Below are 26,242 nucleotides of genomic sequence, written 5' to 3'. Positions count from 1 at the left end.
CCCCGCTTCTTTTTTCACACTGTGAGTTTGCGATATTTCCCATCAACCTTGCCGTTATACCGTACTTGAGATGTAAAGAATGTAAATTTGGGTTTGTTGATAATAAATATCATTTAATCTCTATCCCATTAATTTTTGTTAATACAGGCTATTAGCTAACGGTTGGTGGCGATTTAGGCGCTCGCCTAATATCCCTTCTTGAGAGTCAGTCATTGAAATTAAAAGTCAGTAAATCATCGCTTTCCTTCGCTCGGATTATTCATGTTTATGTCTCTATGGCACTGCTGCTGTTAATGCTGTTTTTTGCTATTACTGGGATCACCTTAAACCACCCCAATTGGTTTTCTTCAGCGGATCAAGAACCGCGACGTGAACAGTTTGATATTCCTAACTACTTGATACCAGCTGCGCCACAGGAGCCTGAGTGGCGTTTAGCGGCGGGGCATTGGTTAAAAAGCCAGTGGGATATGGATATCGGTACTGCCGATATTGATGAGGATGAGATAAGCCTAGTGAATAAAGGCCCTGGCACGTATCGCACCGTCACCTTAGATCTGCTCGACGGCAAAGCCTATGTTGAGACCTTAGATTATGGCGTTATTGCGGTGCTGAACGATCTGCACAAGGGGCGCAATACTGGGATTGTCTGGGCTTGGGTGTTAGATCTCTGCTCCTTGCTGATTATTCTCTTTTCACTCACTGGCGCCTATTTGCTACTACCTCAAACGAAACGATTGAAAAAATCCTTGTTGTATATGGTGCTTGTCAGTTCAGGCTGCGCACTTGTGTATGTCTATTTTGTTCCATAGGGAGAACCGATTAATGATGCGTCAGCTTATTCGCACCAGCGCCATCGGTGCGTTGTTTGTGAGTTCAGCGGTATTTGCCGCACCGAAAATGACCATTGATTTGACCTTACCTGAAATTACTGAGGGTCAGTATCACAGACCCTATGTGGCAGTGTGGGTTGAGGATGCCAAGGGCCAAACCGTTAAAACCTTAAGCCTATGGGTATGGGACGAGGGCCATAAATGGCTTAAGGACATTCGCCGTTGGTGGCGAAAGGCGGGGCGTGAAGATATGAGCTTTGTAGACGGTATCGCCTCGGCGACCAAGCCTGCAGGCCATTACAAAATTGATTGGGACTTAACGGATGATGCGGGAAAACCGCTGACTCCTGCCTCCTACACAGTGTTTATTGAAGTGGTACGCGAGCACGGCGGGCGTGACCTAGTGAGACAAAATATTGATTTAACGGCGGGGGATTTTTCCGCCCAACTACCAGCGACCACTGAAACTGGCGTGATTGATATTCGCTTAAGCGGTATGACTCGCTAAGCACGACACTATACTGAAAGGATATGAAGATGAAACTACGTTTACTTGCCTTAGTTAGCGCGCTCTGCATCAGCCCATTGGCGAGCAGCCATGACCGCTGGATTTTACCTAGCCACTATAACGTCTCGGCCGAAAGCCAAGAGGCGGTGTGGATCACCTCGGATGTGTCTGCCAGTAACCAAGTCTTTATGTTTGATAAACCGGTCACCGCCAGCGATGTACGAGTGTACTTACCCGATGGCAAGCCAAGCTCCCCAAGTTCAAGCTACACTGGCGGTCGTAAATCGGTTTTCGACGTGCAATTACTGCAAGATGGTACCTATAAGTTTGAAAAGGAAGTCACACCGAGATACTTTTCTGTTTATAAAATCAAAGGTAAAGAAGGCATGGTTCGCAGTCGACTCGATAAAAAAGCGACAGCGGCCGTGATGCCAAAGGATGCCTATGAGCTAAAAGGTTCATTAAATGTGGCGCGGGTCGAAACCTATGTGACCCGCAACAAACCCACCGATAAGGTATTAGCACCGAAAGGTGAATACTTGGAATTGGTGCCTATTACCCATCCCGCTGATATCGTTGAAAATGAACCCGCAACACTGCAGTTTGTTTACGATGGTAAGCCCGTCGAAGGCGTGAGTGTGGCGATCATGAAGGATGGCAGCCTGTACCGTAACAAGCCGGAAGAAATCAGTTTAACTTCGGATAAAGAAGGTAAAGTGGCGATGACGCTGCCAGCTGCTGGTCGTTATCTGCTGCATGCTTCAATCGAACGTCCAAGTCCTGATAAATCTCTTGCCGATAAAACAGTTAGCGAAATCTTTTTGACCTTCGAAGCTGGGCTTGAATAAGCGCATGCTTTAACGCTCCCCATGCCCACAAATTTATTTGTGGGCATTTTGCCCCACTTAAGTTCGCACTATTATACTTTGGCACTAGCATCTGAGCGTGAGCTTCAGTAAGCTGCACTGGTGCATAGTTCTTGATGCATCCCAAGCGCATAACGATTAGAATAGCGCAATTCCACCCTGATTTTACTGTGTTGACCTTTAGCGTCGGCACGGGTTGCTTTTGTTTTAAAGGAGACGAAAGAAGTTATGACTAAGGTTCCTATGACAGTTGTCGGTGCAGAACAGCTGCGTAAAGAGTTAGATATGCTCAAGTTTGAACGTCGCCCGAAAATCACTGAAGCGATTGCCTCAGCGAGAGAGTTAGGCGATCTGAAGGAAAACGCGGAATATCACGCAGCCCGTGAAGAGCAAGGGATCTGTGAAGCGCGTATCCGTGACATTGAAGGCAAACTTTCTAACGCGCAGATCATCGACGTGACTAAGATGGCGAACAATGGTCGTATCATTTTTGGTACCACTGTGACTATCCTCAATCTGGATACTGATGCGGAAGTGACTTACCGTATCGTGGGCGACGATGAGGCTAACATCAAAGAAAACCTGATTTCAGTCAACTCTCCGATTGCCCGTGGTTTAGTGGGTAAGAATGAAGGTGATGAAGTGACGATCGCAACCCCAGGTGGCTTGACCGATTACGAAATTATTTCGGTGCAATACATCTAAGTCTTGGTCTCACCAGACTCGATTATTTACCGATAAGAAGCCGCCTAGTGCGGCTTTTTTTATGGCCTTTTTTATACCAAAGGCACTGCAACATCAGTGTCCTTGGCGCATAAATAAGCAAGATGGATAAAGTTTAATTTGCCTCTGAGGCGGCGGTTACCTAAGCTGCATGTTTGGAGCTTTCTATGCATTCATCAAGGTTCTTTATGAAAGCTATCCAAAAAAGTGTTGTTTCTTCTGCAAATATTTCATCACGTAAAAGTTGCGTGTATCCAATTAGGAACTGAGTTTGATTAAGCACTGGCGCCAAGGATTAATGTTACTCTGTGTGTCGATCATCTTGATCGCCCATGCGGGTGGCTATGCGCCGCGCAGCTTAACCGCCCAGCAACTGCATCTGGCGCCTAAAACGGTAGCGACAACGGTAGTTACAACTGCGTCTACCGCGGATACGCCGTCACTCACCGCGCAACAGAGCAAAACATCACATCACTCAACGGCACAATCGACGGTGAGCGATAGCCAAGCTGTCTGTACCGATTCAGATAAGGCACAAGCCACCGATTGCTCAGAGTCTGAATTAGTCAGTCACTCGGATGATTTTAATTTTGCTCCGGCTAACTCCCAGCGTTTTATCAATCTTGTTCAGCATGATATGCGTGAGGTGAAGCCTGTTTACCTGTTAGCCTTTGAGTTCGAACCAGAGCCTGCGCCCGCATTAGGGGAAAATATTCGCCTCGATGCTCGCCCGGATTGGACTCTCTTAGCCGAATCTTCACCAGCGCGGATCTCCGGCTGGAAAGTCTCCAATCTCCAATATCGCTTTAGTCAGCAAGCCGCTTAACTCACCGCTCCCTGTAGCAAGTTAGCAAGGCTTATCCATAACTACCGTTTGAGTTCATCATCTGAACCAGAGGTCGTTAGGGATGTCTTTGATTAACTTTGCATTTTGTCATCCGAAACCTGTATCCGATAACCTAGCATCAAAGCCTGCGGTGTGTACGCCGAAGGTGCGACTAAATCGCATGGGATTTAAATCCATTCGGTTTAGACGGATTTTAATCGGTTATCACCACTGAGTTTGCTCGCGTTAAGCGTACTCCTTGTGGGATCCGTGTTTACAGGTTTCACCGTAATACAGTGATTGTTCGCTCATGTTTATTAGCACTATTTGCGCAGCATTTGGCTATTAGAGCGGGCAATATCATGCGAGTGATATCTATGGATAAAATTCAGAGTAAAAAGCTGCTAAATCATTATTCAGCTTGGAAATACGTTGTGCTTATCGTCACGATTATCGTGATGTTATTTAGCGCCTTACCGACTTGGTATGGAGAAGATGCCGCCGTGCAGGTGGGCGCTAAAGCGGGGCTTAATTTAACCCCCATCGAACTGCGGGATAAATTAAAGGCGCAGGGCGTTGATGTTAAGCGTATCGAAGTTAAGCATGCCCAACATGGCAACGCCAACAGCTCAGAAGACGGGCAAACCCTTATTGTACTCAATGATGACAGCGAGCAAACCTTAGTGAAGACCTTAGTGTCATCCATGGTCAGTGAGCCGAAAGAACTCACGCTGGCACTGGTGAGTGCTGCGCCAAGTTGGCTGCAAAATATGGGCTTTGAACCGATTAAACTCGGGCTCGATTTACGCGGCGGGGTGCAATTTTTGCTGGATGTGGATGTGCAGCCCGTCTATCAAGCCCAGGCCGATGCATTAGTCGAGTCCCTTAGGCAGTTTTTGCGTGACCAGCAAATTCGCGGCGCCAGTGTGCGTATTGATAGCACGCGCGATGACGCAGGGTTACAAATCGCAATTGCATTTAATGACGCGGCTCAATCCACCAATAACGCACGCTCAACCATTCGCCAGTTTATGCAGCAAAGCTACCCGACTTGGCAATTAACCAATGCGGATAATGGCTTAGTGGTGAAACTCGCTCAAGAAGAGCAAATCAAGTTACGTAATTTAACCGTGCAGCAAAACCTGCAAATTATGCGTAGCCGGATTGAGGAGCTGGGTATCACTGAGGCTTTAGTGCAGCGTCAGGGCGAACACCGTATTCGTATTGAGCTGCCCGGTGTCCAAGACCCCGCTGCAGCGAAAAACGTGATTGGTGCGACCGCAAGCCTGGCCTTTTTTGAGGTCAAAGAATCGGGTTCAGTGAACGCACAGGTACTGAAGGATAAATCTGGCAATCCTGTTTATGTGGCGCGTACGCCTGTATTGGGCGGCGATCATATTGTCGATGCCCGCGCTAATATTGGCGAAATGGGCATGGCCGAAGTGAACATTCACCTCGACCGTATCGGCGGCCAAAAAATGTCGGAGTTCTCCCGCGCCAATATCGGTAAGCCGATGGCAACATCCTACAGCGAATATAGCCGGGATGAGCAGGGCAAAGCTAAGCAAACACAACAGATCATTAGCGTCGCGACCATTCAATCCCAACTAGGTGATCGTTTCCGTATCACTGGTGCAGGGACCTATCAAGAAGCGCAACAATTAGCGCTGCTGCTACGTGCAGGTTCAATGACGGCGCCTGTGACAATCGTTGAAGAGCGCACCATTGGCCCGACCCTTGGCGCCGAAAACATTCAAAACGGGTTTGCTGCGCTCGGCCTTGGCATGGGAATCACCTTGCTGTTTATGGCGCTCTGGTACCGCCGTCTTGGTTGGGTGGCCAATGTGGCCTTGATTGCCAACATGGTTATTCTCTTTGGTTTGTTGGCATTGATCCCCGGCGCGGTATTGACCTTACCAGGCATTGCCGGTCTGGTGTTAACAGTCGGCATGGCGGTCGATACCAACGTACTGATCTTCGAGCGGATTAAAGACAAGTTGAAAGAGGGGCGCAGCTTCGCTCTGGCCATCGACACTGGCTTTGACAGTGCATTTTCAACCATTTTCGACGCTAACTTCACCACTATGATCACCGCGGTTGTGCTCTATTCCATCGGTAATGGCCCCATCCAAGGCTTTGCTTTGACCTTAGGTTTAGGTCTGCTGACCAGTATGTTTACCGGTATTTTTGCCTCAAGAGCCTTAATCAACCTAGTGTATGGGCGTGATGCGCGCCGCCATGTGAGGGTATAACTATGAAGAATCTCAATCTGACTAAATGGCGCTATATTTCGAGCGCTATCTCTATCTTTTTAATGCTGGCCTCACTCACTATCATCGGGATGAAAGGCTTTAACTGGGGCCTAGACTTTACGGGCGGTGTGGTGACCGAAGTTCAGCTCGATAAACGGATCACCAGCAGCGAGCTGCAACCGCTATTGAACGCGGCTTATCAGCAAGAGGTGACGGTGATTTCGGCCAGTGAGCCCGGACGTTGGGTATTGCGCTATGCAGACACTGCACAAAGTAATGTTGATATTGCGCAAACCTTAGCGCCACTAGGTGAGGTGCAAGTGCTGAACACCAGTATTGTCGGCCCGCAAGTGGGTAAAGAGTTAGCGGAGCAGGGCGGTCTTGCTTTGTTGGTGGCCATGCTGTGTATTTTAGGGTATCTGAGTTATCGCTTCGAATGGCGTCTCGCCTCAGGTGCGATATTTGCACTGGTGCACGACGTGATTTTTGTACTCGCCTTTTTCTCATTAACCCAAATGGAGTTTAATTTAACCGTGCTCGCCGCCGTGTTGGCGATTTTAGGCTATTCGCTCAATGATTCGATCATTATTGCCGACCGGATCCGGGAGTTATTGATTGCTAAGCCAAAGCTTGCTATCCAAGAGATTAACAACCAAGCGATTGTCGCGACATTTTCCCGTACTATGGTGACCTCGGGAACCACCTTAATGACGGTCGGAGCGTTATGGATCATGGGTGGTGGGCCGTTGGAAGGATTCTCGATAGCCATGTTTATCGGCATCTTAACTGGTACTTTCTCATCGATATCGGTCGGGACTTCATTGCCTGAATTTTTGGGATTAACGCCAGAGCATTATAAAGTGCAAGTCATCACCGACACGCCTTAAGTGCTGAAAACAAAACGGCCACTCGCTTGAGTGGCCGTTTTGTTTAAGGCTGGAAAATTACTTAGCTCTTGGCAGGGCAATTTTCATTTCAGGCGATTGACGATAGATCACCAGAATATGACCAATAAGTTGCACTTTTGCAGATTGAGTTTCACGTACTATGGCATCAACGATGGCATTTTTTAGCTCTCTATCGGTAGAGGCTACTTTCACTTTAATCAGTTCATGATAAGCGAGTGCGCTTTCAATTTCAGCGAGTACACCTTCAGTCAATCCATTGGCACCAAGCAGCACCACTGGCTTTAAATTGTGCGCCAGACCTTTTAAATGCTGTTTTTGTTTGGTTGTTAAGTTCATTTCTACCAACTTTTGCTGAGTTACTGTTGAAAAACCGCTATTCTACCCTTATATAGCCCTTGTGTAACTCTCAATTGTTGCGGATTTTAAATGTCAGGTAAAAAACGTACGGCCAGTTCCACCCGTTGGATGCAGGAACACTTTGATGATCATTATGTCAAACTAGCACAGAAACGGGGATTGCGTTCTCGCGCTGCGTTCAAGCTTGAGGAGCTCCAGGAGAAGGACCAATTGATCCGCCCAGGTATGACTGTGGTGGACTTAGGTGCGGCTCCAGGTGGTTGGTCTCAAATAGCCGTTAAGCTGACCGGAGATAAAGGTAAAGTGATCGCCTGCGATATTTTGCCAATGGATCCCATCGTCGGCGTGGATTTCTTGCAAGGGGACTTTCGTGAAGAGAAAGTGCTCGAAGCATTGCTAACTCGCGTCGGTGCGGATAAGGTTGACGTTGTATTGTCTGATATGGCGCCCAACATGAGTGGTTCCGATGGTGTCGATCAGCCGCGCGCCATGTATTTAGTCGAACTGGCGTTAGATATGTGCCATCAAGTATTGGCACCTAACGGCAGTTTTGCGGTCAAAGTCTTTCAGGGGGAGGGGTTTGACGAATATATGAAGGCGGTAAAAGACGCATTCAAAGTAGTAAAAACACGTAAACCGGACTCGTCGCGGGCACGCTCCCGTGAAGTCTATCTTGTGGCGACAGGGTACAAGTTGTAGTACCCTAGCGTTAATCATCGCAAGACTTTATGAGGTCTAGTAATTTGAGTGACATGGCAAAAAATCTAATACTCTGGGTTGTCATCGCCGTCGTGCTGATGTCAGTGTTTCAGGGTTACTCCCCCTCTTCTTCGTCATCGCAGAAGATGGATTATTCTACGTTCTTAGACAATGTTCGTGATGGACAAGTCGCCAGTGTTGAAGTGAAAAGTGACCAACGTACTATCGAAGGTTCTAAGCGCACGGGCGAAAAATTCACGACCATCATGCCACTGTATGACCAAGATTTAATTAATGATCTTGACCGTAAAGGCATCACCATGAAAGGCCAAGAAGCCGAAGAATCGGGTTTCTTAACCCAGATCTTTATTTCTTGGTTCCCGATGTTGCTGCTGATTGGGGTATGGATTTTCTTTATGCGCCAGATGCAGGGCGGCGGTGGCAAAGGCGCTATGTCCTTTGGCAAGAGCAAAGCCAAGCTGATGAGCGAAGATCAAATCAAGACCACTTTTGCTGACGTTGCTGGCTGTGATGAAGCCAAAGAAGAAGTGAAAGAGCTGGTCGATTATCTGCGTGATCCAACCAAATTCCAAAAACTGGGTGGCCGTATTCCAACGGGCGTGCTCATGGTGGGTCCACCAGGTACAGGCAAAACCTTACTCGCTAAAGCGATTGCGGGCGAGTCAAAGGTACCTTTCTTTACCATTTCGGGTTCTGACTTCGTGGAAATGTTCGTCGGTGTTGGTGCATCTCGTGTGCGTGACATGTTCGAACAAGCGAAGAAATCAGCCCCTTGTATTATCTTCATCGACGAAATCGATGCCGTAGGTCGCCAACGTGGCGCGGGTTTAGGCGGCGGTCACGATGAGCGTGAGCAAACCCTTAACCAAATGCTGGTTGAGATGGACGGCTTCGAAGGTAACGAAGGGATTATCGTGATTGCGGCGACCAACCGCCCTGACGTATTGGACTCTGCGCTGCTGCGTCCAGGGCGTTTCGACCGTCAAGTGGTTGTGGGTCTACCGGACGTTCGTGGTCGTGAGCAAATCCTTAAAGTGCATATGCGTAAAGTGCCACTTTCTGAAGATGTTAAAGCAAGCGTGATTGCGCGCGGTACCCCTGGTTTCTCTGGTGCCGATTTAGCCAACTTAGTCAACGAAGCTGCACTGTTTGCGGCGCGCGGTAACCGCCGTGTTGTCGGTATGGAAGAATTCGAGCGTGCAAAAGACAAGATCATGATGGGTGCTGAGCGCCGCTCTATGGTGATGTCAGAAGCCGAGAAAGAAATGACGGCATACCACGAAGCGGGCCACGCGATTGTGGGCTGTTTAGTGCCAGAGCATGACCCTGTGCACAAGGTAACCATTATCCCACGTGGTCGTGCGTTGGGTGTGACCTTCTTCTTACCTGAGGCCGATGCGATTAGCCAAAGCCGTCGTAAGTTAGAAAGCCAGATTTCGGTTGCCTACGGTGGTCGTTTAGCAGAAGAGCTGATCTACGGCAGCGAAAAAGTGTCTACAGGCGCTTCGCAAGACATTAAATATGCGACGTCGATTGCCCGTAACATGGTGACCCAATGGGGCTTCTCCGACAAACTCGGTCCATTACTCTATGCCGAGGAAGAAGGTGAAGTGTTCTTAGGTCGTAGCATGGGTAAAGCCAAGGCGATGTCCGATGAAACCGCGACAGTTATCGATGCCGAGGTGAAAGCCTTTATCGATAAGAACTATGGCCGTGCTAAGCAAATCCTGCTGGATAACATCGATATTCTGCATTCGATGAAAGACGCGCTGATGAAGTATGAAACCATTGACTCACTACAAATTGACGATTTGATGAACCGTCGTGAAGTGCGTCAGCCTGCCGATTGGCAAGCGGATGACAATGGTTCAAACGACAAAGGCAATGGCAAAGGTGAGCCTGCCGTTAAAGTCGACGAAGTGGTAAAGGCCGCTCCCGTTGAGGCAGAGCTGAAAGATGCCGATGAGTCACCCGTTAAGTAGCGGTTGTTAATTGAAAGAGAACCCCGTTAAGGGGTTTTCTTGTTTTATCTTGCTAGAAAATTGACTGCGCTGTCATTCAATATAAATCAGTCACATGAATGAACCTGCGCAGTAAACGGATGAAACGCGCTAGCAAGCTGTCCCATATGGAGTCAATGCGTGTTTGAATTAATTGCTGGAACCAAACGCTTATCCTTAGCTTCGCCCGTCGTGATGGGCATTCTGAATGTTACTCCCGATTCTTTTTCCGACGGTGGAAAGTTCTCTTCCTTTGAATTAGCTTGCCAACATGCTGATGACATGGTAGCCCAAGGTGCGCTTATCATCGATATCGGTGGCGAGTCGACAAGGCCGGGTGCGGCCGATGTGACGGTTGAGGATGAGCTCGCCCGTGTGATCCCTCTGGTGGAATATGTCGCTAAACATCATGATGTGTGGATTTCTGTCGATACCAGTAAACCGGAAGTGATGCGCCAAGCGGTGAATGCTGGTGCGCATTTAATCAACGATGTGCGAGCCTTGTTAGAGCCTGGGGCATTAGAGACCGCGGCTCAGCTAAATGTGCCCATCTGTTTAATGCACATGCAGGGCGCGCCGCGCAGTATGCAAACTGCACCCGAATACCAGGACGTGGTTGCCGATGTTACTGAGTTTTTGTGCGAGCGTATTCAAGCCTGCATCGATGCGGGGATCCCGCGGGAGCGATTGTTAATCGACCCGGGCTTTGGTTTTGGCAAAACCTTAGAGCATAACTATGAACTGCTCGCGAAGTTAGAGCGTTTTGAGCAGTTTGAGTTGCCGATATTGATAGGTTTATCCCGTAAGAGCATGATAGGAAACCTTCTCGCTAGACCGACCTCCGAGCGTCTAGCGGGGAGCCTTGCTGGTGCCATGATAGCGGCCCAGAAAGGGGCACATATCATTCGTGTCCATGATGTCCCTGAAACTGTTGATATGCTGAAAGTGTTACAAGCGACACAGGCATATCTATAAAGGCTATTTTTGTTAAGTATCTCATTAATATTATGATCCCAACCGAGGGACACATTGAAGTTTGTGGGGCGTTATGAGCGAACGTAAATTTTTTGGAACCGATGGTATTCGTGGCAAGGTAGGTTCAGGCCAGATGACTCCCGAGCTGGCATTAAAGTTGGGTTGGGCGGCTGGACGTGTGTTATCCCGCAGCGGCACGAAAAAAGTGATTATTGGTAAAGATACTCGTATTTCGGGTTATATGTTTGAGTCTGCCTTAGAGGCGGGGCTTTCGGCAGCGGGCCTCAATGTGATGTTAATGGGGCCAATGCCAACACCCGCTGTGGCATATCTTACTCGCACTTTCCGCGCAGAAGCGGGTGTGGTGATTAGTGCATCCCACAATCCATACTACGATAACGGCATTAAATTTTTCTCCAACGATGGCAGCAAGCTCGACGATAACTTAGAGCTTGAAATTGAAGCCGAATTAGAAAAGCCCTTAGAGTGTGTCGAGTCGCATTTATTGGGCAAAGTGTCACGTATTGAAGATGCGCGTGGTCGTTATATCGAGTATTGCAAGGGTAACTTCCCTGCGGATCAAACCCTAACAGGGTTAAAAATTGTGGTGGACTGTGCTCACGGAGCGACCTATCACATTGCACCTGCGGTATTCCGTGAGTTAGGCGCAGAGGTTATTGCGATTGGTGATAAGCCCAATGGCGTCAACATCAATGACAAAGTGGGCGCCACGTCCATGGCGAAAATTTGCGAAACCGTATTGACTGAAGGCGCCGATTTAGGGATTGCACTCGATGGTGACGGTGACCGAATTATGATGGTCAACAGCCGTGGTGAAGTTATCGATGGTGACCAAATTCTCTATATTCTGGCCTGCGATGCTAAAGCCCGTGGCGTGCTGCGTGGTGGCGTTGTCGGCACGCTAATGTCTAACCTAGGCCTCGATTTAGCCTTACAAGCCTTAGATATTCCCTTTGCCCGCTCTAAAGTGGGTGACCGTTATGTGATGGAGTTATTGAAAGAACTCGATTGGCGTATCGGTGGTGAAAACTCGGGCCACATCCTTAACCTTGACCATGGCACGACGGGAGATGGTATCGTGGCAGGTATCTTGGTATTGGCGGCAATGCGTCGACAAAATGCCACATTAGAGCAACTCACAGCCCCGATGGAGATGCTGCCACAGGTGTTAGTGAATGTGCGTTTTGAGGGTGAACACGATCCATTAAGCTCAGATAAAGTCAAAGCTGCTCAAGCTCAGGTTGAATCACAACTGGGTGCCCGAGGTCGCGTATTACTACGTAAATCAGGTACTGAACCGTTAATTCGCGTGATGGTTGAAGGTGATGATCACAATACTGTGTTAGCGCACGCCAATTTGATTGCAGATGCGGTAAAATCGGCGAGCTAATCACACCAATCTTTAGTCGAGTGCAGCTGATACCGATTAAAAATGAAGGTGTTAGCTGCATTAATGAGCAAGAATAGGGTTTGGCGTGTAAAAAGTAAGCATTCCAACCTAATATCTGAAAAATTTCGAATTTAGCTATTGTAACTTAATAAGTGGTTCGCTATTATTCACGCCGCTTTCAGAGGAGACAGTGATGGCACTCAGACGTCCTATGGTCGCTGGCAATTGGAAGATGAACGGCAGCGCGGCATTAGCCCAAGAGTTGTTCAAGAAATTTGCCTCAAAGCTCCAAAATGATTCAGCTGAAGTGGTTTTATGCCCGCCTTCTATCTATCTAGAAAGCGTAAGGCAACTGCTAGAAGCAAACAAGGAAGCGTTAGACGGTTCACTTGTTAGGATGGGCGCTCAGAATTTAAGTCAACATGACTTTGGCGCTTATACCGGAGAAGTTTCGGGCCAGATGCTTAAAGATTGCGGATGTCGATATGTCATTATCGGACATTCAGAACGTCGCCGTATGTACGGAGAGACGAGTAATATCGTAGCGGAGAAATTCGCTGCAGCACAAAAGCACGGTTTAACCCCCATTTTATGCGTGGGTGAGTCGGGTCCAGCACGTGAAGCAAGACGTACCTTCGAGGTGATTGCGGAAGAGTTGGATATAGTGATACAGAAAAATGGCACTATGGCTTTTGATAACGCCATTATCGCTTACGAGCCGTTATGGGCTGTAGGGACTGGTAAGAGCGCGACACCAGAGCAGGCACAAGAAGTACATGCGTTTATACGCAAACGTCTCTCTGAAGTGTCTCCGTTTATCGGAGAAAATATCAGGATTTTGTACGGTGGTAGTGTGACACCGAGTAATGCGGCAGATTTATTTGCCCAACCTGATGTTGATGGTGGACTGATTGGCGGTGCCAGTTTAAACTCTACCGAGTTTTTAAGTCTGTGTACCATAGCGATGAGCGCATAATATGTATGAAGTTTTAGTGGTTGTTTACTTGTTGGTTGCATTAGGCTTAATTGGCCTGATCTTAATCCAGCAAGGCAAAGGAGCTGACATGGGGGCCTCGTTTGGCGCCGGTGCATCAGGTACCTTATTCGGTTCAAGCGGTTCAGGTAACTTCCTGACACGTACGACGGCGATTCTGGCCATTGCGTTTTTCACGTTAAGTCTGCTGATTGGCAACTTAAGTGCAAACCACGCAAAAAATGAAGATGCATGGAAAAATTTAGGTGCTGATGAACAGGTAACTCAACCAGTTGATCAAGCAACCGAAAAGTCAGAAACCAAAATTCCTGACTAGTAAAAGGTGTCGCCGAGGTGGTGAAATTGGTAGACGCGCAGCCTTGAGGTGGCTGTGTCCTAACGGACGTGCGGGTTCAAGTCCCGCTCTCGGCACCATAATATAGCTAAGTGAGACGAAGTAAGCGCTGACTTAGTTATTGCAAGCAAAGACGATAGTCAATATACTTGCACACAGTTGACGCGGGGTGGAGCAGCTTGGTAGCTCGTCGGGCTCATAACCCGAAGGTCGTCGGTTCAAATCCGGCCCCCGCAACCAGCTCCTAGTAACGAATAAGATTTAAATTCGTTATGGTTTACAGGTTCTTAAAGCTAAAAACCTCGTTATTACGGGGTTTTTTGTTATCTGGACTTTTAAATTTGTCGTATCCAATACGACGCTTTACTAGGGCTATTAAGCCCTTTTTTGTTTTTTCCGGGGGTCAATTTTGGCAACATTAGAATCCAGACTGGCAGACATGCTCAAAGTGCCTGTGGAGGCATTAGGCTTCCAACTTTGGGGCATTGAATATGTACAAGCGGGTAAACATTCAATCCTGCGCGTGTTCATTGATGGTGAGAATGGTATCAATATCGAAGATTGTGCCAACGTAAGTCGCCAAGTCAGCGCTGTACTCGATGTTGAAGACCCTATTTCGACCGAATATACCTTAGAGGTTTCTTCACCTGGAGTAGATAGACCGCTGTTTAATGCTGAACAATATGCGGCCTACGTCGGTGAGGATGTCAAGCTTCAATTGACTATGCCCGTTGCGGGCAGTCGTAATTTAAAAGGCGCCATTACACAGGTTGACGGCCAAATGCTGTCACTTAATGTGAATGGTAAAGAGCTGGTTGTCGCCTTGGATAATATCCGTAAAGGCAACATCATCGCTAAGTTTTGATGGTTTCAAGGTGAACGAGGCAAGACGAAATGAATAAAGAGATTCTGCTAGTCGCTGAGGCGGTTTCAAATGAAAAGGCCGTTCCACGCGAGAAAATTTTTGAAGCGCTAGAAACTGCGCTGGCAACTGCGACCAAGAAAAAATACGAAGGCGATATCGACGTTCGTGTTTCTATCGACCGTAAAACCGGCGCCTATGAAACTTTCCGCCGCTGGATGGTTATCGACGATAACGGTGTTGCGTTAGAAAACCCATATCGCGAAATCACCTTGGAAGCTGCGCGTTTTGAAAACCCAGAAATCCAACCAGGGGATTACATTGAAGATCAGATAGAATCTGTTGCCTTCGACCGTATTACTACTCAAACCGCTAAGCAAGTGATCGTACAAAAAGTGCGTGAAGCCGAGCGTGCACAAGTGGTTGAACAGTTCCAAGATAAAGAAGGCGAGCTTATCACTGGTGTGGTGAAAAAAGCGACCCGTGAAAGCGTGGTAGTTGACTTAGGTAACAACGCTGATGGCGTATTGTTCCGTGAAGATTTAATTTCACGCGAATCTTTCCGTCCTGGTGACCGCGTACGTGCTCTGCTGTATTCAGTACGTCCTGAGGCACGCGGCGCGCAGTTATTCTTAACTCGCACTAAGCCAGACATGCTGATTGAGCTGTTCCGTGTTGAAGTACCGGAAATTGCCGATGAGCTTATTGAAGTCATGGGCGCCGCCCGTGACCCAGGTGCACGCGCTAAGATCGCCGTGAAATCAAACGACCGTCGTATCGACCCAATCGGTGCTTGCGTGGGTATGCGTGGCGCACGCGTCCAAGCGGTATCGAATGAACTTGGTGGCGAGCGTGTCGATATCGTGTTGTGGGATGATAATCCAGCACAATATGTGATCAACGCAATGGCGCCTGCCGATGTGGCTTCTATCATCGTTGATGAAGACAACCACTCAATGGATATCGCCGTTGAAGCGGAAAGTCTGGCGCAAGCCATTGGCCGTAACGGTCAAAACGTCCGTTTAGCGACTCAACTGACTGGTTGGGAACTGAACGTGATGACAGTGGAAGACATGAACAAGAAGCACCAAGCCGAGAGCGCTAAGGTGAAGAGCTTATTCATGAACGCACTGGATGTAGATGAAGATTTTGCTCAAGTACTGGCTGACGAAGGCTTTACTTCTCTCGAAGAAGTAGCTTACGTACCTGTATCTGAATTATTAGCAATTGATGGCTTCGATGAAGATATTGTTGAAGCATTACGTGAGCGTGCAAAAGCGGCGATCTCAACTCGAGCTCTCGCCTCTGAAGAAGCACTAGATGGTGTGGAGCCAAGTGAAGAGTTATTAGCACTTGAAGGTGTTGAAAGACACTTAGCCTATGTTTTAGCAAGCAAAGGTATCGTGACTCTAGAAGACTTGGCTGAACAAGGCATTGATGATTTGATCGAAATTGAAGAATTGACAGAAGAAAAAGCAGGTGCGCTGATCATGGCTGCCCGCAACATCTGTTGGTTTGGCGAAGAAGCATAAGTCGATCAACAGGGGGATTTAACTGATGGCAGATACTACCGTAGAGAAATTGGCCACGGAAGTGGGTAAAAGTGTTGAACGTCTGATTGAGCAATTCTCTCAGGCCGGAATTAAGAAAGGCCAAACTGATAACGTGTCTGAAGCTGAGAAGCAACAGTTACTGGATTATCTGAAGAAGCAGCATGGCGGCGAAAGCGCACCGACCAAAATGACACTGCAACGTAAAACCGTATCGACCCTGAGTGTGGCCGGTAATGGTGGTCAATCTAAAGACGTCAAAGTGGAAGTGCGTAAAACCCGTACTTTCGTAAAACGTGACGTGAGCGAAGCGGTTCTAAAAGCTGAAGAAGAAGCGAAGGCAAAAGCGGAAGCAGAAGCTAAGGCGAAAGCCGAAGCGGAAGCCAAGGCAAAAGCGGAAGCCGAAGCTAAGGCGAAAGCTGAAGCCGAAGCCAAGGCAAAAGCCGAAGCAGAAGCTAAGGCAAAAGCGAAAGCTGCAGCTGATGCTAAAGTGACTAAAGACGCTTCACCAGAAGTTGAAGCAGCTCGTTTAGAAGCTGAGCGTTTAAAAGCCGCACAAGCCGAGGCTGCCAAGCGTAAGCAAGATGAAGAAGCGGCTAAAGCGGCTGAAAAAGCGCGTCTGTTAGCGGAAGAAAACTCTAAGCGTTGGGACGAAGAAGAGCGTCAACGTAAAGAGGCTGAACGTTACAGCGATCACCATATCACTACCTCTAAAGTAGCCCGTGCTGCTGAAGATTCATCGGATATGGATGAAGAAAAACGTGGTCGTCGTGCCCGTAACAAAAATACCGCCAAGACTAAACGTGGTGGTAAAGATGCCCGTGACGGTCGCGAAAAACACATGCGTAACCGCAGCACTGCGCCAGAATCAATGGCGCACGGCTTTAACAAGCCTGTTGCTGCCGTGACCCGTGATGTGCGTATCGGCGAAACCGTTACTGTGGCAGAACTTGCCCACTTAATGGCGGTTAAAGCGACTGAAATCATCAAACAAATGATGAAGATGGGTTCAATGGTGACGATCAACCAAGTGTTAGATCAAGAAACCGCCCAGTTAGTAGCTGAAGAAATGGGCCACAAAGTGGTACTGATCCGTGAAAACGAATTAGAGCAACAAGTGCTGTCTGAGCGTGATGAAGACGGTGGCGTTAAACTTGAGCCTCGTGCGCCAGTTGTGACCATTATGGGTCACGTTGACCACGGTAAAACGTCTCTGCTCGACTATATCCGCCGCGCGAAAGTCGCTGCGGGTGAGGCAGGTGGTATTACTCAACATATCGGTGCATACCATGTTGAGACCGAAAACGGCATGATCACCTTCTTAGACACCCCAGGTCACGCCGCGTTTACCGCAATGCGTGCCCGTGGTGCTAAAGCGACGGACATCGTTGTACTGGTTGTTGCTGCCGATGACGGCGTAATGCCACAAACCATCGAAGCGATTCAACACGCTAAAGCGGGTAACGTGCCATTGATTGTTGCCGTCAACAAGATGGACAAACCAGAAGCCGATATCGACCGTGTGAAGAGCGAATTAGCGCAACACGGCGTTATGTCTGAAGAGTGGGGCGGAGACAACATGTTCGCCTTCGTATCTGCGAAGACAGGTGCTGGCGTTGACGACCTACTCGAAGGCATTCTGCTGCAAGCTGAAGTATTAGAGCTTAAAGCGGTACGTGACGGTATGGCGGCAGGTGTGGTTATCGAATCACAACTGGACAAAGGTCGCGGCCCTGTGGCAACGATTCTGGTTCAAGAAGGTACACTGCGCCAAGGCGACATCGTTCTGTGTGGTTTAGAGTACGGTAAAATCCGTGCGATGAAAGACGAGAATGGCCGTTCAATCACTGAAGCGGGCCCATCAATCCCTGTTGAGATCTTAGGTCTGTCAGGTGTGCCATCAGCCGGTGATGAAGCAACAGTGGTTCGCGACGAGCGTAAAGCCCGTGAAGTAGCACTGTACCGTCAAGGTAAGTTCCGTGACGTGAAATTAGCACGTCAGCAGAAGTCTAAGCTGGAAAACATGTTCGCAAACATGACCGAAGGCGAAGTGAAGGAACTGAACATCGTTCTGAAGGCAGACGTTCAAGGTTCACTCGAAGCGATTACCGACTCCTTAATGGGTCTGTCTACCGACGAAGTGAAAGTGAACATCATCGCTCGCGGTGTGGGTGCTCTGACCGAAACCGACGCGACCTTAGCAGCAGCTTCTAACGCGATCATGGTTGGTTTTAACGTCCGTGCCGATGCACAGGCGCGTAAGACTATCGAAAGCGAAAGTGTTGACCTGCGTTACTACAGCGTTATCTATAATCTGATTGATGAAGTGAAAGCGGCGATGACGGGTATGTTGTCACCAGAATTCAAGCAACAGATTATCGGTCTGGCTGAAGTTCGTGACGTGTTCAAGTCACCAAAACTGGGCGCAATTGCCGGTTGTATGGTGACTGAAGGTACCATCAAGCGCAGCGCACCAATCCGCGTACTGCGTGATAACGTGGTGATCTTCGAAGGTGAACTCGAATCGCTACGTCGCTTTAAAGACGACGTTAACGAAGTTCGCAACGGCATGGAATGTGGTATCGGTGTTAAGAACTACAACGATGTCCGCGTGGGTGACCAAATCGAAGTATTCGAAACCGTCGAAGTGGCACGTACACTGTAACGATAAAGAGGGCGGCATTAGCCGCCCTTTCAATTTTATACATTAGCTATGGTAACTCTATTATGGCAAAAGAATTCAGTCGTACACGTCGCATAGCCCAGCAGTTGCAGCAAGAGCTGGCTGTTGTGTTACAACGCGACATGAAAGATCCCCGTATTGGCTTTGTAACCGTTAATGATGTCGATGTGTCCCGCGATTTAAGCTACGCCAAAGTTTTTGTCACCTTCTTCGAAGAAGACAAAGAGCTGGTGCAAGAAAAGCTTAACGCGCTGATTGCTGCCGCTCCTTATATCCGTACTTTAGTGGCGGGTCGTATGAAGCTGAGAGTCATGCCTGAAATCCGTTTTGTGTATGACAGCTCATTGGTTGAAGGTATGCGTATGTCTAACCTCGTCAGCCAAGTCATCAACAGCGATAAAGCCAAGCAGCAACAGTTTGGTAGCGCCGACGATGTAACAGACAGTGACATCGACGAAGCCGATGACACCGAAGGTAAAGCGTAATGGCGAGACGTTCGAAGGGCCGCTTTATCGACGGTATTGTGTTGTTGGATAAGGCCACTGGCATGAGCTCCAACTTTGCATTACAGCGGGTAAAGCGCTTTTTTAATGCCAACAAAGCGGGGCACACGGGTGCACTCGATCCCTTGGCAACGGGTATGCTACCAGTGTGTTTAGGCGAAGCGACAAAGTTTTCGCAGCATTTGCTGGATTCGGATAAACGTTATCTGGTCACTGCAAAACTAGGACAGCGCACTGATACCAGCGACTCTGACGGCGAAGTGGTGCAGACTCGCCCGCTTGAGTTCACTGAGGCGCAGTTAATGTCCGCCTTAGAGCATTTCCGTGGTGATACCCTGCAAGTGCCCTCAATGTATTCGGCGCTGAAATACCAAGGCCAGCCTTTGTATAAGTATGCCCGCGAGGGGATTGAAGTGCCGCGCGAGGCGCGTCCAATCACAGTCTTTGAGCTGAATTTCATTGGTCTTGAAGGCGATGAGCTGACCTTAGACATTCATTGCTCTAAGGGCACGTATATTCGCACTATTATCGATGATTTAGGTGAGATGCTCGGTTGTGGTGCCCATGTGATTATGCTGCGCCGTACTCAAGTTGCCCATTATCCCTACGACAAAATGGTCACTCTTGAGCAACTAGAAGCCTTAGTCGCTAAGGCGCAGGAGGAGCAGCTTGACCCAAGTAGCTTGCTGGACTCGCTGTTGCTGCCTATGGATACGGCGGTTGCCGACTTTCCCGAGGTCAATGTGCCTGATGCTAGCGCAGCTTATTTAATGCAAGGTCAGGCAGTACGAGTCTCTGGACTCGTTGCAGATACACTAGTGCGCATTACCTTAGGAAGTGAGCGTCGTTTTGTCGGTATCGGCGAGATGAATGAAGATGGTTTACTGGCGCCTAAGCGCTTAGTCGTGATCCACGATCAAGCGAAAAAGCCTCTTAATTGATTATCTTGGGTTATTAATCCATCGCTTTTATTGCGCGCGCCAAGGTTTATGGGTAGAATAGCGCGCCCTCTGGCTGAGTTAGTGATCGGCTAGAGATTCACATTTTATATTTGGAGAGACACATGTCACTAAGTACTGAAGCGAAAGCAAAGATCCTGGCTGAATTTGGCCGTGGCGCAAACGACACTGGTTCAACTGAAGTTCAAGTTGCGCTGTTAACTGCTCAAATCAACCATTTGCAAGATCACTTCAAAGAGCACATCCACGATCACCACTCACGTCGTGGTCTGTTACGCATGGTTAGCGCTCGTCGTAAGTTATTAGCTTACCTGAAGCGTACTGAAGCAGCGCGTTACAATGAGCTGATCCAAAAGTTAGGTTTACGTCGTTAATCACGCGTTTACTGACGTAAAAAAGGAGGCTAAGCCTCCTTTTTTATTGCCTCAAATTCAGTGTTTACACTATCTTCTTCGACGTATTAAGCGCCACGTAATCCATCAATATTGCTAATGGTTGCGGTTTGATTGGCAATATACAGCGCCTCAAATTCCGCCTGTGGCAACGGCTGACTAAAGTAGAAGCCTTGACCGATTTGACATTGGTTACGCTTGAGCCAATCGAGTTGCATCTCGTTTTCAATCCCTTCGGCCACAATCGTCAGATTCAATTGTTTACCTAACATCAAAATGGTCGAGGCAATCGCGCTGTCTCCCGGTAAGTCCGACACGAAGCAGCGGTCGATTTTCATCGTGGTTATTGGCAGATGGCGCAGGTAAGACAGGGAAGAGTAGCCGGTACCAAAGTCATCGACGGCAATACCAAACCCAGCCGACTTAAGCTGCTCTAACTTGTTGATCGCAAGCTCAATGTCATTCATTAACGATGTTTCGGTGATTTCAATTTCGAGCAATTCTGGCTGGATTTGGTAGCGCAGCGCCATTTGTTTGATATCTGACACTAGGCTAGCATCAGCAAATTGTTGCGAAGCAACGTTAATGGCAATAGGGATGGCATAGTTATATTTTTTCTGCCATTCACGTAATACGCGGCAGCTCTGCTCGATTACCCAGCGGCCAATAGGAATAATAATACCCGTTTCTTCCGCCACAGGGATAAAGGACATAGGGCTAATTAAGCGACCCTCTTTTTGCCAACGGATCAAAGCCTCACAGGCTGTAATTTTACCAGTCTGTAAATCCAGCTTTGGCTGAAAGTAGAGCAAGAATTCATTATTTTTTAACGCATCATGCAATGATGCTTCGGTACGCAGTCGTACGGCCGCACGCTCGGTCATTTGTTGCTTGAAGAAAGCCCATTGATTCGACCCCGCAGCCTTTGCGCTGTACATTGCGATGTCGGCATGGCGGATAAGATCTTCGGCACTATTGCCATCTTCTGGATAAATAGAAATCCCAATCGATGCCGCAGGGTGAATGGCATGTTCGTTTAACTGAATAGGCACATTGAGTTGTACTAATAGTTTATCGACAAAGTCCGCCGCTTGGTCGGGGGAGTGAACTGAGTCGGCAAGAATCACGAATTCATCGCCGCCTAGGCGCGATACAGTGCCTTTATCACCGACGACGCGCTCGAGGATGCGAGCGATGCGTGCCAAAAATTGATCGCCCAACGCGTGGCCAAGGGAGTCATTGATATTTTTAAAGCGATCTAGGTCGATAAACATTAATGCAAAATTACGTTTATGTACTTGCGAGCGCTGGATTGTCACTGCGATCGTTTCAAGTAACAGAGTTCTATTTGGCAAGCCAGTGAGAGGGTCGCGAGTTGCCATCTTACGTAATTTGGATTGTGTCTGGCTGAATTGAATAAGAATTTGATTAAACTTCGATGTCACCAAGCCAAGCTCGTCATCCTTATGGGCATTTGACATCGGCAGCAGGTTTTCATCGGGTGAATCGGGGGAAATTTTATCGATCGCTTCACTTATTCGAGCTATCGGTTGGGTTAAAAAACGATGGAATACAACAGATAACACTAAGGTGAGTAACAGCGCGCGGGCTAAGGTGGCAAAAAAGCTGAAGCGTAACTGGCTAAAGAGGGTGTTGGTCAGTTCCTGCGTATCGTAAAAAATGGTTAGTGTGCCGATAAGTTGCTGTTTTTGAGTGCCTTCAAAGTAAAAGGGCCGATACAAGGGCCGTGAAATTTCTTTTAAGTCATCAAAGAGTTTATTGCTAAGGCTGATAAAGGTTTGTGAGTTGTTTTTTTTATTATTGCTCACGGAAACAAACATCGAGCCGTCATCGAGTTCAATCACCGCAGAGCCCACATGCTCTACTTTAATCGCCCCCTCCAAGGTTTGCCTTGCCAAATTATCATCTAAAGCCCAAACGGCGTTGGCGGCGGGTTGTTCTACAGAATCGAGTAATTCCTGTTGAGTGGTAGTGAGTTGCTGCTTGGTGGAGACGACGACGAGGGCGATTTCAACAATGAAGATGGCGATAGCGAAAAAAAGCGCTGTAAAAACGACGAGATTTGTTTGTTTCCAAGTTAGGGATTTAAAGCGACCCGTCATTCAACACATCCTTTATTATTGTTTTCGCTATGGGGATCTTGCGACATTAAGTTACAGCATAACTCTTTGTTCGTTTACCCACTTTAGTGAAAAGATAGACCTTTGTCATCATTATCTGCTCTTTATCTATTGTGGATAATTGCAGTATACTTACGCGCGTAATTCAAGGTCATTAATTAAGGAATGGGTCACGTGAATCCAATTGTAAAGAGTTTTGAGTATGGTCAACATACAGTCACCCTGGAAACAGGTGTTATTGCACGTCAAGCAGACGCTGCCGTTTTAGCTAGCATGGGTGACACGACAGTGTTGGTCACTGTTGTTGGTAAAAAAGAAGCTGAAGCAGGCCGTGACTTCTTTCCTCTGACTGTTAACTATCAAGAAAAGACCTACGCAGCAGGTAAAATTCCTGGTGGTTTCTTTAAGCGTGAAGGCCGTCCTTCAGAAGATGAGACATTAATCGCTCGCCTGATCGACCGTCCAATTCGTCCTCTTTTCCCTAATGGCTTCACAAACGAAGTTCAAGTGATCATTACTGTTGTATCTGTCGATCCACAAATCGAGCCGGATATTATTTCAATGATCGGTACTTCGGCTGCGCTTGCTATTTCGGGTATCCCATTCAGCGGCCCGTTAGGTGCAGCGCGTGTGGGTTACATCAATGGCGAATACGTACTGAACCCAACAGTGACTCAGTTAGAAAGCAGCCAACTGAACCTAGTTGTTGCCGGTACTGAGAGCGCGGTATTGATGGTTGAGTCAGAAGCTCAAGCATTACCAGAAGAAGTGATGTTAGGCTCAGTGGTTTATGGCCATGACCAACAACAAGTGGTTATCAAAGCGATTGCTGAATTCAAAGCAGAAGCGGGTAAACCAGCTTGGAATTGGACTGCACCAGTTGCCAATGAAGCCTTAGTTGCTCAAGTTAAAGAATTAGCTGAAGACGGTTTAGCGCAAGCGTATCAAATTCAAGTTAAACAAGATCGTTATGCTCAAGTTGCTGTGGTTAAAGCCGCTGCTAAAGAAGCACTGTTGGCTGCAAACCCAGACGTCGATTTACGTGAAGTTGACGGTCTGCTCGGTAGCTTAGAGAAGAAAGTGGTTCGTGGTCGCATCATCCGTGGTGAGCCGCGCATCGACGGTCGTGAGCCAGACATGGTTCGTGCTCTCAGCGTATTAGCAGGCGTATTACCACGTACTCACGGTAGTGCACTGTTTACCCGTGGCGAAACTCAAGCACTGGTAACTTGTACTCTAGGTACTGAGCGTGACGCACAGAAGATTGATAGCATCATGGGCGAGCGTACTAACCGCTTTATGCTGCACTACAACTTCCCTCCTTACTCTGTGGGTGAGACAGGTATGGTGGGCTCACCTAAGCGTCGCGAAATCGGTCACGGCAAGTTAGCATGGCGCGGTATCAACGCAGTAATGCCAACGGCTGAAGAATTCCCATACAGCGTTCGCGTGGTTTCTGAAATCACTGAATCTAACGGTTCAAGCTCTATGGCATCAGTTTGTGGTACGTCTCTTGCGCTGATGGATGCGGGTGTACCAATCAAGACTTCTGTAGCGGGTATCGCTATGGGTCTAGTAAAAGAAGGCGACAACTTCGTTGTTCTGTCTGACATCTTAGGTGATGAAGACCACTTAGGTGACATGGACTTCAAAGTAGCCGGTACTCGTGATGGTGTGACTGCACTGCAGATGGACATCAAGATCGAAGGTATCACCAAAGAAATCATGGAAATTGCACTGCAACAAGCCTACGGCGCACGTGTACATATCCTGAACGTGATGGACCAAGCGATTGGTTCACACCGTGATGATATCTCTGACCACGCTCCACGTATCACAACTATCAAGATCAACCCAGAGAAGATCCGTGATGTTATCGGTAAAGGCGGCGCGGTTATTCGTGCGCTGACCGAAGAAACCGGCACCACTATCGAACTGGAAGATGACGGTACTGTGAAGATTGCTTCGTCAAATGGCGATGCAACCCGTGAAGCCATCCGTCGTATCGAAGAAATCACTTCAGAAGTTGAAGTGGGTCGTATCTACAACGGTAAAGTTATCCGTATCGTAGACTTCGGTGCCTTCGTTAACATTCTGCCTGGCAAAGATGGTTTAGTGCACATTTCGCAAATCAGCGATGAGCGTGTTGCTAACGTCTCTGACCACCTTGAACTGAACCAAGAAGTTACCGTTAAGGTAATGGAAGTGGATCGTCAAGGTCGTGTAAGACTGTCAATCAAAGAAGCACAGACTAAAGAAGCCGCTGCTGAATAATCGTCTTCACTGACATTATCGGCGTCAGTTTCGACATGACGTGACTAAAAGGAGATCAATTGATCTCCTTTTTGTTTGTTTAGGTTTAATAAAATTGCGTTTAATGCTATTCCTCAATAGCAGTCCTGAAGTGGGATTGCTATCATGAACATTCTTCTGCGTGGGTTGGGAATCTAAAAAGGTAGAAATGGATGAGTCTTAAAATTAGAACCGCTGTTGTTGCTGTGCTGGCGGGTGCCAGCTTGATGTTGGCTGGATGTGCGACCACTAAGTCTCCCTTAGACAACCAAAATGACGTTGAAGGCAAGTTAGTCATCGCCCCCGTGATGCCAGACTATAAAGTTGAAGTCACCCTTGCCAAGCTGAATGAAATATTATCGGCGGTTGAGCTAACCAACGAGCAGCGCGCACGTTTTCATTACGACCGTGGCGTGATTTACGATAGCGTTGGTTTACGCTTAATGGCGCGCATCGATTTTATGCAGGCCTTAAAACTGCAACCCGATTTAGCCGATGCCTATAATTTCCTTGGTATTTATTACACTCAAGAGGGTGAATACGATAGCGCTTATGAAGCGTTTGATGGGGTATTAGAGCTGTCGCCAAACTATGATTATGCCTACTTGAATCGCGGCATTGCGCTTTATTATGGCGATCGGAACGATCTCGCTTTAAAAGATATGCAGGCGTTTTATGCCGGCGACAATAAAGATGGTTACCGCGCCCTGTGGTTATATCTCATCCAGTCAAAGGATAACGCTGAGGAAGCTAAACGTCAGTTACAGGAGCACCGAAAGGGACTGGAAGCCGATGCCTGGTCAACCGTGATTGTTGATTATTACCTAGGCGTTAAGAGCCGCGAGCAGGTTTTTGCCGACGCCAAATTAGGCCTGACCCATCCCAAAGAATATGCTGAGCGTCTCTGTGAAGCGTATTTCTACCTCGCCAAAATCGAAATCGCCAAGAATCAATACCAAGAGGCGGCGAATTATTTCCGCCTTGCCCTCGCGACCAATATCTATGACTTTGTTGAGCACAGATATGCGCGAATTGAACTAGCCAAAGTTAAAGGTTTGCTCGAAGGCACAAAATAAGCCATATCGCCCGAGACACATCTTGGGCTTTACCTAGCCAAGTACGCACTGAGGCGCTATAATTTGCGCCTTTTTTAGCG

General features: G+C 47.9%; 23 protein-coding genes and 2 tRNA genes. 23 read left to right on the top strand and 2 right to left on the bottom strand.

Annotated elements, in window-relative coordinates; genetic code table 11:
• Window positions 1-212 precede the first annotated feature (212 nt).
• The 7 genes from ACUZ8J_RS15950 (at window position 213) to secF (ending at window position 6,892) form a co-directional block, all read left to right on the top strand.
• The gene (locus tag ACUZ8J_RS15950; protein ID WP_446694336.1) at window positions 213-809 is read left to right on the top strand and encodes a PepSY-associated TM helix domain-containing protein; all 597 of its coding nucleotides are present in this window, start codon (window positions 213-215) and stop codon (window positions 807-809) included.
• A gap of 16 nt (window positions 810-825) precedes the next feature.
• Complete coding sequence (locus ACUZ8J_RS15945) at window positions 826-1,338, top strand: DUF2271 domain-containing protein (RefSeq protein WP_446694955.1); 513 nt, start codon at window positions 826-828, stop codon at window positions 1,336-1,338.
• 29 nt (window positions 1,339-1,367) lie between these two features.
• Window positions 1,368-2,186: a DUF4198 domain-containing protein gene (locus ACUZ8J_RS15940; protein WP_011716132.1), complete on the top strand. Its 819-nt coding sequence runs from the start codon at window positions 1,368-1,370 to the stop codon at window positions 2,184-2,186.
• 246 nt (window positions 2,187-2,432) lie between these two features.
• On the top strand, window positions 2,433-2,909 hold the full coding sequence (gene greA, locus ACUZ8J_RS15935; protein ID WP_446694335.1) for a transcription elongation factor GreA: 477 nt from the start codon (window positions 2,433-2,435) through the stop codon (window positions 2,907-2,909).
• 316 nt (window positions 2,910-3,225) lie between these two features.
• Window positions 3,226-3,753 carry a hypothetical protein gene (locus ACUZ8J_RS15930; RefSeq protein ID WP_446694954.1) on the top strand — a complete coding sequence of 176 codons (528 nt, stop codon included), beginning with the start codon at window positions 3,226-3,228 and terminating at the stop codon, window positions 3,751-3,753.
• 377 nt (window positions 3,754-4,130) lie between these two features.
• Window positions 4,131-6,005, top strand: a complete 1,875-nt coding sequence (secD, locus tag ACUZ8J_RS15925; RefSeq protein WP_446694334.1) for a protein translocase subunit SecD — start codon at window positions 4,131-4,133, stop codon at window positions 6,003-6,005.
• Between the two features lie 2 nt (window positions 6,006-6,007).
• Entirely contained in the window at window positions 6,008-6,892 is an 885-nt protein-coding gene (secF, locus tag ACUZ8J_RS15920; protein WP_446694333.1) for a protein translocase subunit SecF, read from the top strand.
• A 57-nt stretch (window positions 6,893-6,949) separates the two neighbouring features.
• On the opposite strand, the gene yhbY is transcribed toward secF, so the two are convergent.
• The gene (gene yhbY, locus ACUZ8J_RS15915; protein ID WP_011716136.1) at window positions 6,950-7,249 is read right to left on the bottom strand and encodes a ribosome assembly RNA-binding protein YhbY; all 300 of its coding nucleotides are present in this window, start codon (window positions 7,247-7,249) and stop codon (window positions 6,950-6,952) included.
• Between the two features lie 90 nt (window positions 7,250-7,339).
• Between yhbY and rlmE the strand changes: the two genes are divergently transcribed.
• The 14 genes from rlmE to rpsO all read left to right on the top strand — a co-directional run bounded on the left by rlmE (window position 7,340) and on the right by rpsO (window position 20,635).
• The gene (gene rlmE / locus ACUZ8J_RS15910; protein ID WP_011621809.1) at window positions 7,340-7,969 is read left to right on the top strand and encodes a 23S rRNA (uridine(2552)-2'-O)-methyltransferase RlmE; all 630 of its coding nucleotides are present in this window, start codon (window positions 7,340-7,342) and stop codon (window positions 7,967-7,969) included.
• A gap of 29 nt (window positions 7,970-7,998) precedes the next feature.
• Entirely contained in the window at window positions 7,999-9,972 is a 1,974-nt protein-coding gene (gene ftsH, locus ACUZ8J_RS15905; RefSeq protein ID WP_167373646.1) for an ATP-dependent zinc metalloprotease FtsH, read from the top strand.
• A gap of 159 nt (window positions 9,973-10,131) precedes the next feature.
• Window positions 10,132-10,965 carry a dihydropteroate synthase gene (gene folP, locus ACUZ8J_RS15900; protein ID WP_446694332.1) on the top strand — a complete coding sequence of 278 codons (834 nt, stop codon included), beginning with the start codon at window positions 10,132-10,134 and terminating at the stop codon, window positions 10,963-10,965.
• A gap of 73 nt (window positions 10,966-11,038) precedes the next feature.
• The gene (gene glmM / locus ACUZ8J_RS15895) at window positions 11,039-12,376 is read left to right on the top strand and encodes a phosphoglucosamine mutase (protein WP_086903707.1); all 1,338 of its coding nucleotides are present in this window, start codon (window positions 11,039-11,041) and stop codon (window positions 12,374-12,376) included.
• A 193-nt stretch (window positions 12,377-12,569) separates the two neighbouring features.
• Window positions 12,570-13,352 (top strand): triose-phosphate isomerase, encoded by a 783-nt coding sequence (tpiA, locus tag ACUZ8J_RS15890; RefSeq protein WP_011071430.1) that lies wholly within the window; start codon window positions 12,570-12,572, stop codon window positions 13,350-13,352.
• A gap of 1 nt (window position 13,353) precedes the next feature.
• Window positions 13,354-13,686 carry a preprotein translocase subunit SecG gene (secG, locus tag ACUZ8J_RS15885; RefSeq protein WP_011716140.1) on the top strand — a complete coding sequence of 111 codons (333 nt, stop codon included), beginning with the start codon at window positions 13,354-13,356 and terminating at the stop codon, window positions 13,684-13,686.
• 11 nt (window positions 13,687-13,697) lie between these two features.
• A tRNA-Leu gene (locus ACUZ8J_RS15880) sits at window positions 13,698-13,784 on the top strand.
• A gap of 83 nt (window positions 13,785-13,867) precedes the next feature.
• Window positions 13,868-13,944, top strand: a tRNA-Met gene (locus ACUZ8J_RS15875).
• Between the two features lie 169 nt (window positions 13,945-14,113).
• On the top strand, window positions 14,114-14,569 hold the full coding sequence (rimP, locus tag ACUZ8J_RS15870; protein WP_039978622.1) for a ribosome maturation factor RimP: 456 nt from the start codon (window positions 14,114-14,116) through the stop codon (window positions 14,567-14,569).
• Window positions 14,570-14,598: 29 nt separating this feature from the next.
• Window positions 14,599-16,098 (top strand): transcription termination factor NusA, encoded by a 1,500-nt coding sequence (gene nusA / locus ACUZ8J_RS15865; RefSeq protein WP_023268275.1) that lies wholly within the window; start codon window positions 14,599-14,601, stop codon window positions 16,096-16,098.
• Window positions 16,099-16,123: 25 nt separating this feature from the next.
• Entirely contained in the window at window positions 16,124-18,781 is a 2,658-nt protein-coding gene (gene infB, locus ACUZ8J_RS15860) for a translation initiation factor IF-2 (protein WP_133178636.1), read from the top strand.
• A gap of 62 nt (window positions 18,782-18,843) precedes the next feature.
• Complete coding sequence (gene rbfA, locus ACUZ8J_RS15855) at window positions 18,844-19,284, top strand: 30S ribosome-binding factor RbfA (protein WP_446694331.1); 441 nt, start codon at window positions 18,844-18,846, stop codon at window positions 19,282-19,284.
• Window positions 19,284-20,243 (top strand): tRNA pseudouridine(55) synthase TruB, encoded by a 960-nt coding sequence (gene truB / locus ACUZ8J_RS15850; RefSeq protein WP_446694330.1) that lies wholly within the window; start codon window positions 19,284-19,286, stop codon window positions 20,241-20,243. The genes rbfA and truB overlap by 1 nt, the downstream gene beginning before the upstream one ends.
• Window positions 20,244-20,365: 122 nt before the next feature.
• A complete protein-coding gene (gene rpsO, locus ACUZ8J_RS15845) occupies window positions 20,366-20,635 on the top strand; it encodes a 30S ribosomal protein S15 (protein ID WP_011621820.1) in 270 nt (89 codons plus the stop codon).
• 86 nt (window positions 20,636-20,721) lie between these two features.
• Here rpsO and ACUZ8J_RS15840 read toward each other — a convergent pair whose 3' ends face one another.
• Window positions 20,722-22,776, bottom strand: a complete 2,055-nt coding sequence (locus tag ACUZ8J_RS15840) for a putative bifunctional diguanylate cyclase/phosphodiesterase (protein ID WP_446694329.1) — start codon at window positions 22,774-22,776, stop codon at window positions 20,722-20,724.
• Between the two features lie 192 nt (window positions 22,777-22,968).
• On the opposite strand from ACUZ8J_RS15840, the gene pnp reads away from it, so the two are divergent.
• Together pnp and nlpI are read left to right on the top strand one after the other, a co-directional pair.
• Window positions 22,969-25,068, top strand: a complete 2,100-nt coding sequence (gene pnp, locus ACUZ8J_RS15835; RefSeq protein WP_011716147.1) for a polyribonucleotide nucleotidyltransferase — start codon at window positions 22,969-22,971, stop codon at window positions 25,066-25,068.
• 191 nt (window positions 25,069-25,259) lie between these two features.
• Entirely contained in the window at window positions 25,260-26,162 is a 903-nt protein-coding gene (gene nlpI / locus ACUZ8J_RS15830) for a lipoprotein NlpI (protein ID WP_086903699.1), read from the top strand.
• The last annotated feature ends 80 nt before the right edge of the window (window positions 26,163-26,242 follow it).

The organism is Shewanella sp. Koi 1, assembly GCF_052907445.1.
The sequence above is the reverse complement of the archived record's forward strand: the minus strand, read 5'-3'. Positions and strand labels throughout refer to the sequence as shown.